Source organism: Pseudomonas paraeruginosa PA7 (assembly GCF_000017205.1).
Taxonomy (GTDB): domain Bacteria; phylum Pseudomonadota; class Gammaproteobacteria; order Pseudomonadales; family Pseudomonadaceae; genus Pseudomonas; species Pseudomonas paraeruginosa.
On sequence record NC_009656.1, the window covers coordinates 3,624,568 to 3,638,994 of the forward strand.

Annotated in this window: 12 protein-coding genes and 4 tRNA genes; 8 read left to right on the forward strand and 8 right to left on the reverse strand. The window is 64.6% G+C overall.

The genetic code is table 11. The annotated features are described in order from the left end of the window. Positions 1 to 6: 6 nt before the first annotated feature. Positions 7 to 1,317: a trigger factor gene (gene tig / locus PSPA7_RS16600; protein WP_012076172.1), complete on the reverse strand. Its 1,311-nt coding sequence runs from the start codon at positions 1,315 to 1,317 to the stop codon at positions 7 to 9. A gap of 227 nt (positions 1,318 to 1,544) precedes the next feature. Between tig and parR the strand changes: the two genes are divergently transcribed. The 4 genes from parR to PSPA7_RS16620 all read left to right on the forward strand — a co-directional run bounded on the left by parR (position 1,545) and on the right by PSPA7_RS16620 (position 6,240). Beyond that, positions 1,545 to 2,252, forward strand: coding sequence for a response regulator transcription factor ParR (gene parR, locus PSPA7_RS16605; protein ID WP_012076173.1), 708 nt, complete (start codon positions 1,545 to 1,547; stop codon positions 2,250 to 2,252). Beyond that, positions 2,253 to 3,539 (forward strand): sensor histidine kinase ParS, encoded by a 1,287-nt coding sequence (gene parS / locus PSPA7_RS16610; protein WP_012076174.1) that lies wholly within the window; start codon positions 2,253 to 2,255, stop codon positions 3,537 to 3,539. Between the two features lie 97 nt (positions 3,540 to 3,636). Beyond that, on the forward strand, positions 3,637 to 5,439 hold the full coding sequence (locus PSPA7_RS16615; RefSeq protein WP_012076175.1) for a serine hydrolase domain-containing protein: 1,803 nt from the start codon (positions 3,637 to 3,639) through the stop codon (positions 5,437 to 5,439). A 21-nt stretch (positions 5,440 to 5,460) separates the two neighbouring features. Then, the gene (locus PSPA7_RS16620) at positions 5,461 to 6,240 is read left to right on the forward strand and encodes a MipA/OmpV family protein (RefSeq protein ID WP_003153595.1); all 780 of its coding nucleotides are present in this window, start codon (positions 5,461 to 5,463) and stop codon (positions 6,238 to 6,240) included. Positions 6,241 to 6,417: 177 nt separating this feature from the next. Here PSPA7_RS16620 and PSPA7_RS16625 read toward each other — a convergent pair whose 3' ends face one another. The 5 genes from PSPA7_RS16625 to PSPA7_RS16645 form a co-directional block, all read right to left on the reverse strand. Further along, on the reverse strand, positions 6,418 to 6,633 hold the full coding sequence (locus PSPA7_RS16625) for a hypothetical protein (protein WP_003153596.1): 216 nt from the start codon (positions 6,631 to 6,633) through the stop codon (positions 6,418 to 6,420). Between the two features lie 229 nt (positions 6,634 to 6,862). Continuing rightward, positions 6,863 to 6,938 (reverse strand) — tRNA-His (locus tag PSPA7_RS16630). 66 nt (positions 6,939 to 7,004) lie between these two features. Further along, a tRNA-Leu gene (locus PSPA7_RS16635) sits at positions 7,005 to 7,089 on the reverse strand. Between the two features lie 54 nt (positions 7,090 to 7,143). Next, positions 7,144 to 7,219 (reverse strand) — tRNA-His (locus tag PSPA7_RS16640). Between the two features lie 51 nt (positions 7,220 to 7,270). Further along, positions 7,271 to 7,347, reverse strand: a tRNA-Arg gene (locus PSPA7_RS16645). 278 nt (positions 7,348 to 7,625) lie between these two features. Between PSPA7_RS16645 and folD the strand changes: the two genes are divergently transcribed. After that, positions 7,626 to 8,480 (forward strand): bifunctional methylenetetrahydrofolate dehydrogenase/methenyltetrahydrofolate cyclohydrolase FolD, encoded by an 855-nt coding sequence (gene folD / locus PSPA7_RS16650; protein ID WP_012076177.1) that lies wholly within the window; start codon positions 7,626 to 7,628, stop codon positions 8,478 to 8,480. A 58-nt stretch (positions 8,481 to 8,538) separates the two neighbouring features. Here folD and cysS read toward each other — a convergent pair whose 3' ends face one another. Together cysS and PSPA7_RS16660 are read right to left on the reverse strand one after the other, a co-directional pair. Next, a complete protein-coding gene (cysS, locus tag PSPA7_RS16655; protein ID WP_003153597.1) occupies positions 8,539 to 9,921 on the reverse strand; it encodes a cysteine--tRNA ligase in 1,383 nt (460 codons plus the stop codon). Between the two features lie 9 nt (positions 9,922 to 9,930). Beyond that, a complete protein-coding gene (locus PSPA7_RS16660) occupies positions 9,931 to 11,601 on the reverse strand; it encodes a glutamine--tRNA ligase/YqeY domain fusion protein (protein ID WP_003153598.1) in 1,671 nt (556 codons plus the stop codon). Between the two features lie 122 nt (positions 11,602 to 11,723). Between PSPA7_RS16660 and PSPA7_RS16665 the strand changes: the two genes are divergently transcribed. From PSPA7_RS16665 to PSPA7_RS16675, 3 genes are all read left to right on the forward strand, one after another. Then, positions 11,724 to 12,221 (forward strand): peptidylprolyl isomerase, encoded by a 498-nt coding sequence (locus PSPA7_RS16665; RefSeq protein ID WP_012076179.1) that lies wholly within the window; start codon positions 11,724 to 11,726, stop codon positions 12,219 to 12,221. Between the two features lie 4 nt (positions 12,222 to 12,225). Then, a complete protein-coding gene (lpxH, locus tag PSPA7_RS16670) occupies positions 12,226 to 12,948 on the forward strand; it encodes a UDP-2,3-diacylglucosamine diphosphatase (protein ID WP_012076180.1) in 723 nt (240 codons plus the stop codon). A 133-nt stretch (positions 12,949 to 13,081) separates the two neighbouring features. Next, positions 13,082 to 14,413 (forward strand): SPFH domain-containing protein, encoded by a 1,332-nt coding sequence (locus PSPA7_RS16675; RefSeq protein ID WP_012076181.1) that lies wholly within the window; start codon positions 13,082 to 13,084, stop codon positions 14,411 to 14,413. Positions 14,414 to 14,427: the final 14 nt, after the last annotated feature.

A 14,427-nucleotide genomic window follows, 5' to 3' on the forward strand; every position in this document is an offset into this window, starting at 1 on the left:
GACGAATCAGGCCGCTTGCGGAGCTTCGGCCGGCTTGACCGCTTCCTCGTAGGATACCTGCTTATCGGTCACAGTGGCCTTTTGCAGGACAGTATCTACGACTTGTTCTTCCAGTACAACAGAACGGACTTCGTTCAGCTGGGGCTCGTTCTTGAAGTACCAGGCGACGACCTGCTCGGGCTCCTGGTAGGCGGAGGCCATTTCCTCGATCATCTCGCGCACACGGCCTTCGTCGGCCTTCAGCTCGTGCTGCTTGACCACTTCGGCAACGATCAGGCCCAGCACCACGCGGCGCTTGGCCTGCTCTTCGAACAGCTCCGCCGGCAGCTGGTCCGGCTTGATGTTGCCACCGAACTGCTGGACGGCCTGCACGCGCAGACGGTTCACCTCGTTGCCGATCAGCGCCTTGGGAACCTCGATCGGATTGGCCTGCAGCAGACCTTCCATGACCTGGTTCTTGACCTTCGACTTGATCGCCTGGCGCAGCTCGCGCTCCATGTTCTTCTGCACTTCCGCGCGGAAGCCATCGAGGCCGGTTTCCTTGACGCCGAACAGGGCGAAGAATTCCTCGTTCAGTTCAGGCAGCTTGGGCTCGGCAACGCTGTTGACGGTGACGGTGAACTCGGCGGGCTTGTTGGCCAGGTCCAGGTTCTGGTAGTCCTCGGGGAAGGTCAGGTTGAGCACGCGCTCTTCACCGGCCTTGGCGCCCACCAGGCCCTCTTCGAAACCGGCGATCATGCGACCGGAGCCCAGCACCAGCAGAGTGCCCTTGGCGGAACCGCCGGCGAAGGCTTCGCCGTCGATCTTGCCGACGAAATCGATGTTCAGCTGGTCGTCGTTCTGAGCGGCACGCTCGACCACTTCGAAGCGGGTGTTCTGCTTGCGCAGGACGTCGAGCATGTTATCGACGTCGGCGTCTGCCACCTCGGCCTGCAGGCGCTCGATCTTGATGCCTTCCAGGCCGGAAACGGTGAACTCGGGGAAGACTTCGAAAGTAGCGATATATTCCAGGTCCTTGCCCTTTTCGAAGGACTTGGGCTCTACCGACGGCGAACCGGCCGGATTCAGCTTCTGCTCGACCACGGCTTCATAGAAGGTTTCCTGGATCAGATCACCCATGGCTTCCTGACGCGCGGAAGCTTCATAGCGCTGACGAATGACACTCATCGGCACCTTGCCGGGACGGAAACCTGGAATCTTGGCACGACGGGCGGTCTGCTGCAGACGCTTGTTGACTTCGGTCTCGATACGCTCGGCAGGCACACCAACGGTCATGCGGCGCTCAAGAGCGGAAGTGCTTTCAACAGAAACTTGCATGGATATTCCTCGTTGCACAGACGTAAGCCGGTCCTTCCGGCTCCCAGAATCAAGGGCATGCATTCTAGTAGAGGGAAATGCAGAAGTCACCCCGGCAGGATGCTGTGGCATCGCGGGAATATTCCGACCGCTTTCCCAAGGTCGCCACGTCGTCGACCGCCACTGGAGCTTCGCCCGGGACCGATGCATATAATGCCCGCCGATTCCGTTCCCACCGATGAATCCTTATGGACTGCCCTACCCTCAGCAAGGTATTGCTCGTCGAAGACGACCAGAAGCTCGCCCGCCTGATCGCCAGCTTCCTTTCCCAGCATGGTTTCGAAGTGCGCCAGGTACACCGCGGCGATGCCGCGTTCGGTGCCTTTCTCGACTTCAAGCCGGAACTGGTGGTCCTCGACCTCATGCTTCCCGGCCAGAACGGCCTCCAGGTGTGCCGCGAGATCCGCCGCGTGGACAATCTGCCGATCCTCATTCTCACCGCCCAGGAAGATGACCTGGACCATATCCTCGGCCTGGAGTCCGGCGCCGACGACTACGTGATCAAACCGATCGAACCCCCGGTGCTGCTGGCCCGCCTGCGCGCCCTGATACGTCGCCACGCACCGCTGCCCGCCTCGCCCGAAACCCTGGCGTTCGGCCAACTGAACGTCGATCGACGGCGCCGCGAAGCGGAGCTGGATGGTCGCAGCATCGAACTGACGACCATGGAGTTCGAGCTGCTCTGGCTACTGGCCAGCCAGGCGGGGGAGATCCTCTCCCGCGACGAGATCCTCAACCAGATCCGCGGTATCGGCTTCGACGGCCTGAACCGCAGCGTCGACGTCTGCATCAGCAAGTTGCGCAGCAAACTGAAGGACAATCCTCGCGAACCGGTCCGGATCAAGACTGTCTGGGGCAAGGGCTACCTGTTCAACCCGCTGGGCTGGGAACTCTGAATGCTGCGCCTGTTCCTGCGACTCTACCTGCTCCTGGCCCTGGGCTTCGCCGCCGCGATCTTCGTGGTCGACCATGTCCTCGACGCCGCCTACGACAGCATCCTGGAGAACTACCACCGCGACGCCGTGCGTGGACAGGCCTATTCGCTGGTGGAGAAGCTGGCCCCGCTGGATCAGGCCGGACGCCTGCGCCAGCTCGAGGAATGGCGCCCCCACTACGGCCTGGGCCTGAGCCTGACGGACGCCGGCCTGGCGAAGCTGACGCAGGAAGAACGGGCGCTCCTCGACAAGAACCTTCTGGTCGTGCGCGAGGACTTCACCGAATTCATCAGCCGCATCGACGACGGCCCGCAACTGCTGGATATCAAGCTGCCGCCGGAACCCTCCCTGACTCCGCTGTACACCGTACTGGCCTATATCCTGCTCGGCGCGCTGGTCGGCATCGCCCTGCTGGTCTGGGTACGCCCGCATTGGCGCGACCTCGAGACGCTGCGCCTGGCCGCGCAGCGCTTCGGCGACGGCGACCTTTCATCGCGCACGCGCATCTTCCGGCGCTCCGATATCCGCACCCTGGCCGAACACTTCAATCAGATGGCCGATCGCATCGAGGGCCTGATCAGCCACCAGCGCGAACTGACCAACGCGGTTTCCCATGAGCTGCGCACGCCGATCTCCCGCCTGTCCTTCGAACTCGAACAACTGAACAAGCAGATCGGCGCCGAAGCGCGCCAGGAGCTGATGGAGGATATGCGCGCCGACCTTGGCGAACTGGAGGAAATGGTCTCCGAACTGCTCACCTACGCCCGCCTGGAACACGGAGCGGTCGGCAGCCACCGGGAAATCGTCGATGCTGCGAGCTGGCTGGACAGCGTGGTCGCCGACGTCACCCTCGAGGCCGAGGCCGCCGGCATCACTTGCGAGATCAGCGCCTGCCAGGTCGAGCAGATCCGCATCGAGCCGCGCTTCATGGCTCGCGCCGTGATCAACCTGCTGCGCAACGCGATCCGCCACGCGCATTCACGCGTCGAGATCGCCCTGCTCGACCTTGGGGAAACCTGCCAGATACGGGTCAACGACGACGGCCCGGGCATACCGGCTGACGCCCGGCAGAAGATCTTCGAACCCTTCTCGCGCCTGGACGATAGCCGCGACCGCAGCACTGGCGGTTTCGGCCTGGGACTGGCGATCGTTCGCCGGGTCGCGCAATGGCATGGCGGCCACGCCGAAGCGCAGGGAGCCCCGCAAGGCGGCGCTTCGTTCCGCCTGACCTGGGCGCGCCCGCACTGAAGGCTTAACAATCTTTCACAGATTGCTGACAAAGCTGCTGGGATTGTCCGCAGCACCGCCCCTAGCATGAGACACCTCGCTTACTGCCAGGTGCTCCATGTTCCGCGCAATGCATCTCCCTCTCCTCGGCTGCCTGATCGGCGCCAGCGGCTGCCAGGGCCTGCCGCCCAGCTCTCCGACGACAAGCGCCGATCCGGAACACTACGGCGAGGTCATCGACTACCTGCAACAGCATATCCGCCAGCAGATGAAGATCCAGAAGATCCCCGGCCTCGCCCTGGCGCTGGTCGATGATCAGCAACTGATCTGGGCACGCGGCTTCGGCTACGCCGACGTCGAACGCAGGAGCAACGCCAGCGAGCACACCGCCTTCCGCGTCGGCGGCCTGTCCAAACTGCTGACCGCCAGCGCCTCGCTGCAACTGGCAGAGCGCGGGCTGCTGCCGCTCGACAGCCCCCTGCAGGACAGCCTGCGCGAGTTCTACGTCCGCTCGCGGTTCCATGCCGACCAGGGCGAGGCGGATCGCGCCGTTACCATCCGCCGGCTGCTCAGCCACCAATCCGGCCTGCCTGGCGACCACATGCCGGATCTGTTCGACGACCGCCCACTGCCACTGGCACAGCTGCCCGCGAAAGTATCCGGAGTCTGGCTGAGCAATCCACCCGGAACCCAGGTCGCCTATTCCAACCTGGGCTACGCACTGCTCGGCGCGGCCATCGAACGCAGCAGCAGCGAGGATTTCGAGCAGCACCTGCAGGACAGCCTCCTGCGCCCCCTGCAGATGTCCCACTCCAGCTTCGCCACGCACACGCGGACGGAACAGCATCGCGCCCGCGGCTACGGCGCCACCGAAGACGAGTCCCGCGACCTGCCGGCCAACGGTTTGTGGGCCAGCCCGGCCGACCTCAGCCGCTTCGTCCGCATGCTGTTCGCCGACGGCCGGTACAAGGACCGGCAGTTGCTGCGCAAGCAGTCGGTCGAGGAGATGTTCCGCCAGCAGAACGCCGGCAACGTCCTGGACTTCGACTGCCAGGTGGGTCTCGCGTGGTTCCTGACGTCCTGCGGCACGCCGCCCCTCGAAAACGCCGGACGCCACTACGCCTACGCAGGAAGCGCAGCGGGCTTCCATGCCTACCTGATCCTGGCACCGGAGCAGCGCCTGGCGGCCATCGTCATGAGCAATTCCGCCGCCGCCGGCAGCCTCACCTCCTCCCTGGCGCGGCATGCGCTTTCGCTGATGCTGCGGGTCAAGCAAAGCGGCGCGCCCACCCCGATGACAACGACGCCCTCCAGATCCGCGGGCCTGGCAGTACCAAGCCCCATGGATCGCCAGCGGCTGAGCGGTCATTACGCGACCAGTCTTGGACTGGTTCGCCTGCACGAGCGCAAAGGCCGCCTGTATGCCGACTTCGGCGACCAGCGCGTGGAGCTGCTGCGCAATGCCGCGGGCTGGCTCCAGGCGAGAAAACGGCTGCTGGGACTCTGGCCCGTCGACCTGAAGGAACCCGGGCAACCGCAACTGGACGTCGTCAGCCATGGTCAGCGACAGATCCTGGTCTGCCGCCGCCACGGACGAACCACCTACCTTGGCGAGCGCATCGCCCGGACACCCCTGCCCCAGGCCTGGGTAGATACCGTCGGCAGCTACCGCGTCTCCGGCAATGGCGGGCACAGCTACCTCGATGGCCTGTCGATCAGGCTAGCGGATGGCTTCCTGCTGGTGCGCGGACGAACCGGAAACGGCCAGCTCGGCGAATTCATCCTGCAACCCGTGGACAGCGCGCATGCGGTCCTGGCCGGCAGCGGCCAGGGCCTGGGGGACACCTTCAGCCGTGACTTCGACGGCCTGAACGCGCTCGGCTACCGCTTCGCCCGCCAGGGCACCCAGGCATCACCCTGAACCAATCGAAAGGAATCCCTCATGAAAACCGCCTCCCTGTGCCTCGCCGGCACGCTCGCCGGCCTGTGTTCCGCCGCCACCGCCGAGGAATGGCACTACAGCCTCGGCCTGGGCGCCAGCAACGCGCCCCGCTACAGCGGTAGCGACGAACGCGTCAGCGCTCCCCTGGTCAATCTGGAAGTGGAGGGTCCTTATGGATTTTTCCTGGACCTGGACAAAGGGCTCGGCTGGCAACATGACTGGCAGGACGCCAGTCTTGCGCTCTACGCGGGTCCCAGCGAGCGCCGCAAGGACCGCCGCTCGCGCTTCCATGGCTCGGACCGCCTGAACGGCCTGGGCTCGATCGATGCCCGCCCCCGGCTCGGCCTGGCCGGTACCTACGATATAGGGCCGGTCACGCTCGGGGCGACCTTCGAGCACGCCCTGCGCAAAGACAGCGAGCGCGACACCGGCTCCGCCTTCAGCAGCCTGGAACTGAGCCTTTCCGGCGAACTGTACGAAGGCCGCTTCGGCCGGCTGAACGGGGCTCTCGACAGCCGCTTCGGCGACGGCGACTACCTGCGAACCTGGTACGGCGTCAGCGCGCGACAAGCGGCGCGCAGCCGCTTCAAGGCCTACGACGCGCACGGCGGATTGGTGAGCATTGGCGCCAGCCTGACCTGGCGCTATCCCCTTGGCCAGGACACCAGCCTGATCGGCGCCTTCGACATACAACGCCTGGCCGGCGACGCCGGAGACAGCCCGATCGTCGAACGTCGTACGCAAAGCTCGCTCAGCGCGCTGGTGGAATATCGCTTCTGACACGACACGCAAGAGAGAGCACGGACATGTTCACGACCTTCGCCCTCCGTGGCCGCCAACCCTACATCGCCCGCCGAAGCGCCCTGCAGGGCAACGCCCCGCTCGAGAAACCGACAGGCCGCCAGGAGCCCCCGGCAGCCACGGGAAAATCCTGATCCTCCTCGGCCACGGCGCGCTTCACTGGCAACGGATCACGCCGCTGGCGATGTCGTCATCGATGGAACGAAGCACATCGGCACCCTGGTGCATTCGCTCGATCACTTCGAGCAAGCGCTGAGCCAGCCTGGGATCGCTCGAGCGCTCGACGGCGCGCATGATCTCGACGGCCGCAGACTCATGATCGTTGGCCATCTGTTTCAACGCCTTGCGCAAGCGCTGCTCGGTCCATTTCATCGACATGTCCTTCACTCATACTGCCTAGAGGGGCCCGGTAGGAACACGGGCCCGCTTAAGAGCACCGCGCCGGTGACAAGTTCAACCCGTCGACATGCCCGGCCGACACCAGCGAGCCAGGCGGAAGCGATGGCGTGGCGGAACCGCGGGAAATCCGGGGAAAGACGATGCAGAGGCGTGGGGAGGGAGGAACGAAAACGCCAGGCGCAAGGCCTGGCGTTCGAAAATATGGGGTGGACGATGGGAATCGAACCCACGACACCAGGAGCCACAATCCTGTGCTCTACCAACTGAGCTACGCCCACCATATTTCAAATCGTACCGGATTATCCGGCGTTACCCGCGGCGGTCGGCTGGACTCTGCCTGAAGGTGGTGCGGACGGAGAGACTCGAACTCTCACGCCTTGCGGCGCTGGAACCTAAATCCAGTGTGTCTACCAATTCCACCACGTCCGCGGGACACTGCTTGGAAATGAAAACGCCAGGCCCTGGGCCTGGCGCTTCGGAATATGGGGTGGACGATGGGAATCGAACCCACGACACCAGGAGCCACAATCCTGTGCTCTACCAACTGAGCTACGCCCACCATATTACGACTTGCGGTAAAACATCGCCTGCTTCTTGCCGATTCGCCGAATGGCGCACCCGGCAGGACTCGAACCTGCGACCATCCGCTTAGAAGGCGGATGCTCTATCCAGCTGAGCTACGGGCGCTTTATTCATCTGCATTCAATGCTGAGCGCAAACTTTAAGCTCTGGCAATCACAAAGTCAGCAACCGACTTGCATTACCTCTTACCCTGCGTCCGGCTGTGCTCGGCAAGCGGGGCGCATGTTATACAGGGGGCGAAAGGCCGTCAACGGGTTTTTTAAAAAAATTCAGTCATATAAAGGAGTTACGGCAAATCAGCGGGCCGCCTCCTTTGCCCCGGGCGGCGTCCGTGCGAAAATGCGTACCCTTTTTCCACCCGATTCGATGGTTACCCTTCCGACATGACCGCACAACTGATCGACGGCAAAGCGATCGCCGCCAACCTTCGCCAGCAGATAGCCCAACGCGTGACCGAGCGCCGCCAGCAAGGCCTGCGCGTTCCCGGCCTGGCGGTGATCCTGGTGGGCACCGATCCGGCCTCTCAGGTCTATGTGGCGCACAAGCGCAAGGACTGCGAGGAAGTCGGCTTTCTTTCCCAGGCCTACGATCTTCCCGCCGATACCAGCCAGGACGAGCTGCTGGCACTGATCGACCGCCTGAACGACGACCCCGCCATCGACGGCATCCTGGTCCAATTGCCGCTGCCGGCCCACCTGGATGCCTCCCTGCTGCTGGAACGCATCCACCCGGACAAGGACGTGGACGGCTTCCATCCCTACAACATCGGACGCCTGGCCCAGCGCATGCCGCTGCTGCGCCCCTGTACCCCGAAGGGCATCATGACCCTCCTCGCCAGCACCGGCGCCGACCTGTACGGCATGGACGCGGTGGTGGTCGGCGCCTCGAACATCGTCGGTCGGCCGATGGCCCTGGAACTGCTGCTGGGCGGCTGCACCGTCACCGTGACCCACCGCTTCACCCGCGATCTGGCGGCCCACGTGTCGCGCGCCGACCTGGTGGTGGTCGCCGCCGGCAAGCCGGGGCTGGTCAAGGGCGAGTGGATCAAGGAAGGCGCCATCGTCATCGACGTCGGCATCAACCGCCAGGCCGACGGCCGCCTGGTCGGCGACGTGGAGTACGACGTTGCGGCCCGGCGCGCCAGCTGGATCACCCCGGTTCCGGGCGGTGTCGGACCGATGACCCGCGCCTGCCTGTTGGAAAATACCCTGCACGCAGCCGAGCACCTGCACGACTGAGGGTTTCCGGCAATGAAAAGCCCCGCGAACGCGGGGCTTTTCATTTATCGCTGCGGACTCAGTCGGCCAGGCGCCAGGTAGTGCCGCCCTTGCCATCCTCCAGCACCACGCCCATGGCAGTGAGCTGGTCGCGAATCCGGTCGGACTCCGCCCAGTTCTTCGCCGCCCGTGCTTCCAGGCGCGCCTGGATCAGCGCCTCGACCTCGGCCGCGTCGACCTTGCCCTCGGCGCCCGCCTGCAGGAAGGCCTCCGGCTCCAGCTGCAGCACACCGAGCAGGCCAGCCAGTTGCTTCAGGCGCGCCGCCAGGGCCGCCGCAGCCGGCAGGTCGCTGTCGCGCAGGCGGTTGACCTCCCGGGCCAGCTCGAACAGCACCGAGCAGGCGCCAGCGGTGTTGAAGTCGTCGTCCATCGCCGCGGCGAAGCGCTCGACATGCTCGGCCGCTTCCGCCGGCGCCGCCTCCGGCAGGCCTTTCAGGGCATTGTAGAAACGATCCAGGGCGGCCTTGGCCTCACGCAGGTTCTCCTCCGAGTAGTTGATCGGGCTGCGGTAATGGCTGGCGATCAGCAGATAGCGCACTACCTCGGGGTGGTATTTCTCCAGCACCTCGCGGATGGTGAAGAAGTTGCCCAGGGACTTGGACATCTTCTCGCCATTGATGGTGATCATTCCGCAATGCAGCCAGGACTTGGCGTAGGGCTTGCCAGTCGCCGCCTCGCTCTGGGCGATCTCGTTCTCGTGGTGCGGAAACTCCAGGTCGTTACCGCCGCCGTGGATGTCGAAGGAGTCACCCAGGCAGCAGGTGGACATCACCGAGCATTCGATATGCCAGCCCGGGCGCCCCTCGCCCCAGGGCGACGACCAGCTCGGCTCGCCCGGCTTGGCGCCCTTCCAGAGCACGAAGTCGAGCGGATCCTCCTTCGCTTCGCCCGGCTCGATCCGCGCGCCGATGCGCAGGTCCTCGACCCGCCGACGCGACAGCTTGCCGTAGCCGGCGAACCTGCCGACCCGGTAGTACACGTCGCCGTTGCCGGGGGCATAGGCATAACCCTTGTCGATCAGGGTCTGGATCATCGCGTGCATGCCGGCGATATGGTCGGTGGCGCGCGGCTCCTGGTCCGGCTTGAGGATGTTCAGCCGGGCCTCGTCCTCGTGCATCGCCGCGATCATGCGCTCGGTCAGCACGTCGAACGGCTCGCCGTTCTCGTTGGCGCGATTGATGATCTTGTCATCGATATCGGTGATGTTGCGCACGTACGTCAGGTCGTAGCCACGATGGCGCAGCCAGCGCGTGATCACGTCGAACGCCACCATGCTGCGGCCGTGGCCCAGATGGCAATAGTCGTAGACGGTCATGCCGCACACGTACATGCGCACCTGGTTGCCGACCAGCGGGGTGAAGACTTCTTTGGTCTTGCTCAGCGTGTTGTAGATCTGCAGCACGGTCTTTCCTCAGCCCTGTCCCCAGGAGTCACGCAGGGTGACGGTACGATTGAACACCGGCTTGCCCGGCCTGGAGTCCTTCAGGTCGGCGACGAAATAGCCTTCGCGCTCGAACTGGAAGCGATCCTCCGGGTTCGCCTGGCCCAGCGACGGTTCGGCGCGGCAGCCGGTCAGGACCTGCAGGGAGTCGGCGTTGATGTTGTCGAGGAAGCTGCCACCCTCTTCCGCCTTCTCCGGATTGGCCGAGCGGAACAGCCGGTCGTACAGGCGCACCTCGCACTCGACGCTGCCTTCGGCCGGCACCCAGTGGATCACGCCCTTGACCTTGCGGCCCTCGGGGTTCTTGCCCAGGGTGTCCGGGTCGTAGCTGCAGCGCAGTTCGACGATGTTGCCATCGGCGTCCTTCACCGCTTCGTCGGCACGGATCACGTAGCTGCCACGCAGGCGCACTTCGCCACCGGGAATCAGGCGTTTGTAGCCGGCCGGCGGGACTTCCTCGAAGTCACCGGCATCGATGAACAGCTCGCGACCGAACGGCAGCACGCGCACGCCCATGTCTTCCTTAGGATGGCGCGGCAACTCGAGGTTCTCCACCTGCCCCTCGGGGTAGTTGGTGATCACCACCTTCAGCGGTTTCAGCACGCACATGGCACGCGGCGCGCTGGCGTCCAGGTGGTCACGGATGCTGAATTCGAGCATGCCGATGTCGACCACGCCGCTGGCACGGTTGACGCCGATCATCTCGCAGAAGTTGCGGATCGACTCCGGGGTGTAGCCGCGGCGGCGATAGCCGGACAGGGTCGACATGCGCGGATCGTCCCAGCCGCTGACATGGCCCTCGTCGACCAGTTGCTTGAGCTTGCGCTTGCTGGTCACGGTGTAGTTCAGGTTGAGCCGGGAGAATTCGTACTGGCGCGGTTGCGCAGGCACCGGCAGATTGGCCAGGAACCACTCGTAGAGCGGGCGATGGTCTTCGAACTCCAGGGTGCAGATCGAATGGGTGATGCCCTCGATGGCGTCAGACTGGCCGTGGGTGAAGTCGTAGCTCGGATAGATGCACCACTTGTCGCCGGTCTGGTGATGATAGGCATGGCGGATCCGGTACAGGATCGGATCGCGCAGGTTCATGTTCGGCGAACTCATGTCGATCTTCGCCCGCAGCGAACGAGCGCCGTCGGGGAACTCACCGGCCTTCATGCGGGCGAACAGGTCGAGGTTCTCCTCCACCGAACGATCACGGTAGGGGCTGTTGCGGCCCGGCTCGGTGAGGCTGCCACGGTACTCGCGCATCTCCTCGGGACCGAGGTCGCAGACGAACGCCTTGCCGGCCTTGATCAGCTCGATGGCCCAGGCATGCAACTGGTCGAAGTAGTTGGAGGCGTAGCAGACCTCGCCGGACCACTGGAAGCCCAGCCACTTGATGTCGGCCTCGATGGCGTCGATGTACTCCTGGTCTTCCTTGGCCGGGTTGGTGTCGTCGAAGCGCAGATGGCAGTCGCCAGCGAATTCCTGGGCCAGGCCGAAGTTCAGGCAGATCGACTTGGCGTGGCCGATGTGCAGGTAACCGTTGGGCTCCGGGGGGAAACGGGTGACGATCTTCGCGTGCTTGCCGGCATCCAGGTCGGCTTGAACGATCTGGCGCAGGAAGTTCGGGGCGGCGGTGGTCTCTGGCTTGCTCATGGGATCCTTGGTCATGCTCTCGCCCGGCCAGGGTAGGCCAGGCAAATCAAAGCGCTTATCATAGCCGAAGCTGTCAACCCCCTGACAGGCCTTCGATTTTCACGACAAAGCGGATTACCCACATGATCAAGCTGCATACCAACCATGGCGTCATCACCCTGAAGCTAGACGAAGAGAAAGCCCCGGAAACCGCGGCCAACTTCAAGGAGTACGTGAAAAGCGGCCACTACGACAACACCATCTTCCACCGCGTGATCAACAACTTCATGATCCAGGGCGGCGGTTTCGAGCCGGGCATGAAGCAGAAGTCCACCCGCGCGCCGATCAAGAACGAGGCCAACAACGGCCTGACCAACAAGGTCGGCAGCATCGCCATGGCCCGTACCATGGACCCGCATTCGGCCAGCGCGCAGTTCTTCATCAACGTCGCCGACAACGACTTCCTCAACCATACCGCCCCCACCACCCAGGGCTGGGGCTATGCCGTATTCGGCGAAGTGGTCGAGGGCATGGACGTGGTCAACAAGATCAAGGGCGTGGCCACCACCATGCGCAGCGGCCACCAGGACGTGCCGGCCGAGGACGTGATCATCGAGAAGGCCGAAATCGTCGAAGAGTGAAGCGATGAGCGTCCTGTTCATCTCGGACCTGCATCTCGAAGCGGAACGCCCGGACATCACCCGGGCGTTTCTGTCTTTTCTCGATGAGCGCGCCCGCCGGGCCGAGGCCCTGTACATACTCGGCGACTTCTTCGAAGCCTGGATCGGCGACGACGGCATGGACGCCTTCCAGCATTCCATCGCCAGCGCACTGCGCCAGGTGGCCGACGGCGGCACGCGCCTATACCTGATGCACGGCAATCGCGACTTCCTCATCGGCCAGGCGTTCTGCCGCGAGGCCGGCTGCACGCTGCTGCCCGATCCGAGCGTGATCGACCTCTACGGCGAGCCTGTATTGCTGATGCACGGCGACAGCCTGTGCACCCGCGACGAGGCCTACATGCGCCTGCGTCGCTGGCTGCGCAACCCGCTCACGCTCTGGGTACTGCGCCATCTGCCGCTGGCCACCCGGCACAAGCTGGCGCGCAAGCTGCGCAAGGAAAGCCGCGCGCAGACCCGGATGAAAGCCGTCGACATCATCGACGTCACCCCCGACGAAGTGCCCCTGGCCATGCGCAGGCATGGCGTGCGTACCCTGATCCACGGCCACACTCATCGTCCGGCCGAGCATGCGCTGGAAGTCGACGGCCAGCCCGCCCGGCGCATCGTGCTCGGTGACTGGGACCGCCAGGGCTGGGCGCTGGAGATCGACGCCAACGGCCATCGCCAGGCGCCCTTCCCGCTCTGACCCACCCCAGGCCCGCCACGCGGGCCTTTCAGCGAAGTATTATGCGATTCGCATTTTTTCCGCCGTCCATCTTGACGCCGCGGGCCACCTTTCAGCAGGATCGCGCACCCCACCCCCGCATCAAGGAATGATCGTGATCATCTCGAAGGGAAACCTGATCAAGTTCGTCGCCGCTCCCATCGGCGTTCTGGCCCTCGGCTTCGGCCTGTTCAACGGCGTGTTCTTCTACAACGAAGCCGGCTTCATGACCCACGTACGGACCATCTTCGGCGACGAGAAGATCGTCGACGACGTCGGCTACGCGACCAAGTGGTTCGGCCGCGCCACCACCTGGAAGAAGGCCATCAGCGTGCAGTCCGTGCTGATCACGGACGACAACGACACCAATCCGGACAACGACGGCCTCGGCGCCACCATCGAGGCCTTCCCGATCGTCTTCCTCGGCAACGTCGATGCCAAGGTCGAGTCCTCCGCGCGCTTCCGCCTGCCCGGCGGCGAGCCGTTCCTGAAGATGGCCCAGGAATACCGCAACCCGGACAACTTCATCCGCACCGCGCTGGTGCCGGCGATCAAGGAAACCCTCCAGGCCACCGCCTCGCTGATGAGCGCCGACGACTACTATGCCGGTGCCCGCAGCGAATTCGCCGCCGAGTTCGAGAACCAGCTCAACGACGGCCTGTACCTGATCAAGCGCAAGGAAGTCCGTGGTCCGCGCGGCGCCGTCCCGCACCAGACCGCGATCCTCCAGGCCGGCACCGAGCAGGGCGCGTTCGGCGACAACAACGCCAGCCAGTTCGTCACCGAGAAGGTCACCGATGCCAAGGGCATCCCGGTACGCAAGCAACAGCAGTTCCGCAAGTTCGGCGTCGAAGTGGTGGAGGCGCGGATCACCAATGTCGACCCCAACCCGCAGTACAAGCAGCGCATGGTCAAGGTCCAGCAGGCGCTCGCCGAGCTGGCGGTGGCGCGGCAGAACCGCCTGAAGGAAGAAGAGGAAAAGCTGCTGGTCACCGCCCGCGGCGAGAAGGAAGTCGAGGCCAAGCGCCAGGAAACCCTGCGCGACCAGATCGAACGCACCACCCAGGCGGAAACCGACAAGCAACTGGCGGTGATCAACGCCGAGCGCGAGAAGCAGCGCGCCGAGATCGAGAAGCAGACCGCCGAACTGCTGCGCGACAAGGCCACGGTGACCGCCCAGGCCACCAAGATCACCGCCGACGCCGAGGCCTACGCCCGCGAAGCGGTGATCAAGGCGGACGGCGCGTTGCAGCCGAAGCTCGACGCGCTGATCGCGATCAACAAGGTCTGGGCCGAAGCCGCCGCCCAGGCCCCCGTCCCCAGCGTAATGATGGGCGCCGGCGCCAACGGCGCGGCGAGCCGCCAGGACGAGATTGGCCAGCTGATGGGCGTTCTGGCGACCAAGGCCGCCCGCGACCTGGCCCTCGACCTCAAGGTCAAGGACTGATTCAGGCAGCAAAA

Bases quoted from the DNA above. Each gene is read 5' to 3' on its own strand.
- tig (WP_012076172.1), bottom strand. From the start codon at position 1,317: ATGCAAGTTTCTGTTGAAAGCACTTCCGCTCTTGAGCGCCGCATGACC.
- parR (WP_012076173.1), top strand. From the start codon at position 1,545: ATGGACTGCCCTACCCTCAGCAAGGTATTGCTCGTCGAAGACGACCAG.
- parS (WP_012076174.1), top strand. From the start codon at position 2,253: ATGCTGCGCCTGTTCCTGCGACTCTACCTGCTCCTGGCCCTGGGCTTC.
- PSPA7_RS16615 (WP_012076175.1), top strand. From the start codon at position 3,637: ATGTTCCGCGCAATGCATCTCCCTCTCCTCGGCTGCCTGATCGGCGCC.
- PSPA7_RS16620 (WP_003153595.1), top strand. From the start codon at position 5,461: ATGAAAACCGCCTCCCTGTGCCTCGCCGGCACGCTCGCCGGCCTGTGT.
- PSPA7_RS16625 (WP_003153596.1), bottom strand. From the start codon at position 6,633: ATGAAATGGACCGAGCAGCGCTTGCGCAAGGCGTTGAAACAGATGGCC.
- folD (WP_012076177.1), top strand. From the start codon at position 7,626: ATGACCGCACAACTGATCGACGGCAAAGCGATCGCCGCCAACCTTCGC.
- PSPA7_RS16660 (WP_003153598.1), bottom strand. From the start codon at position 11,601: ATGAGCAAGCCAGAGACCACCGCCGCCCCGAACTTCCTGCGCCAGATC.
- PSPA7_RS16665 (WP_012076179.1), top strand. From the start codon at position 11,724: ATGATCAAGCTGCATACCAACCATGGCGTCATCACCCTGAAGCTAGAC.
- lpxH (WP_012076180.1), top strand. From the start codon at position 12,226: ATGAGCGTCCTGTTCATCTCGGACCTGCATCTCGAAGCGGAACGCCCG.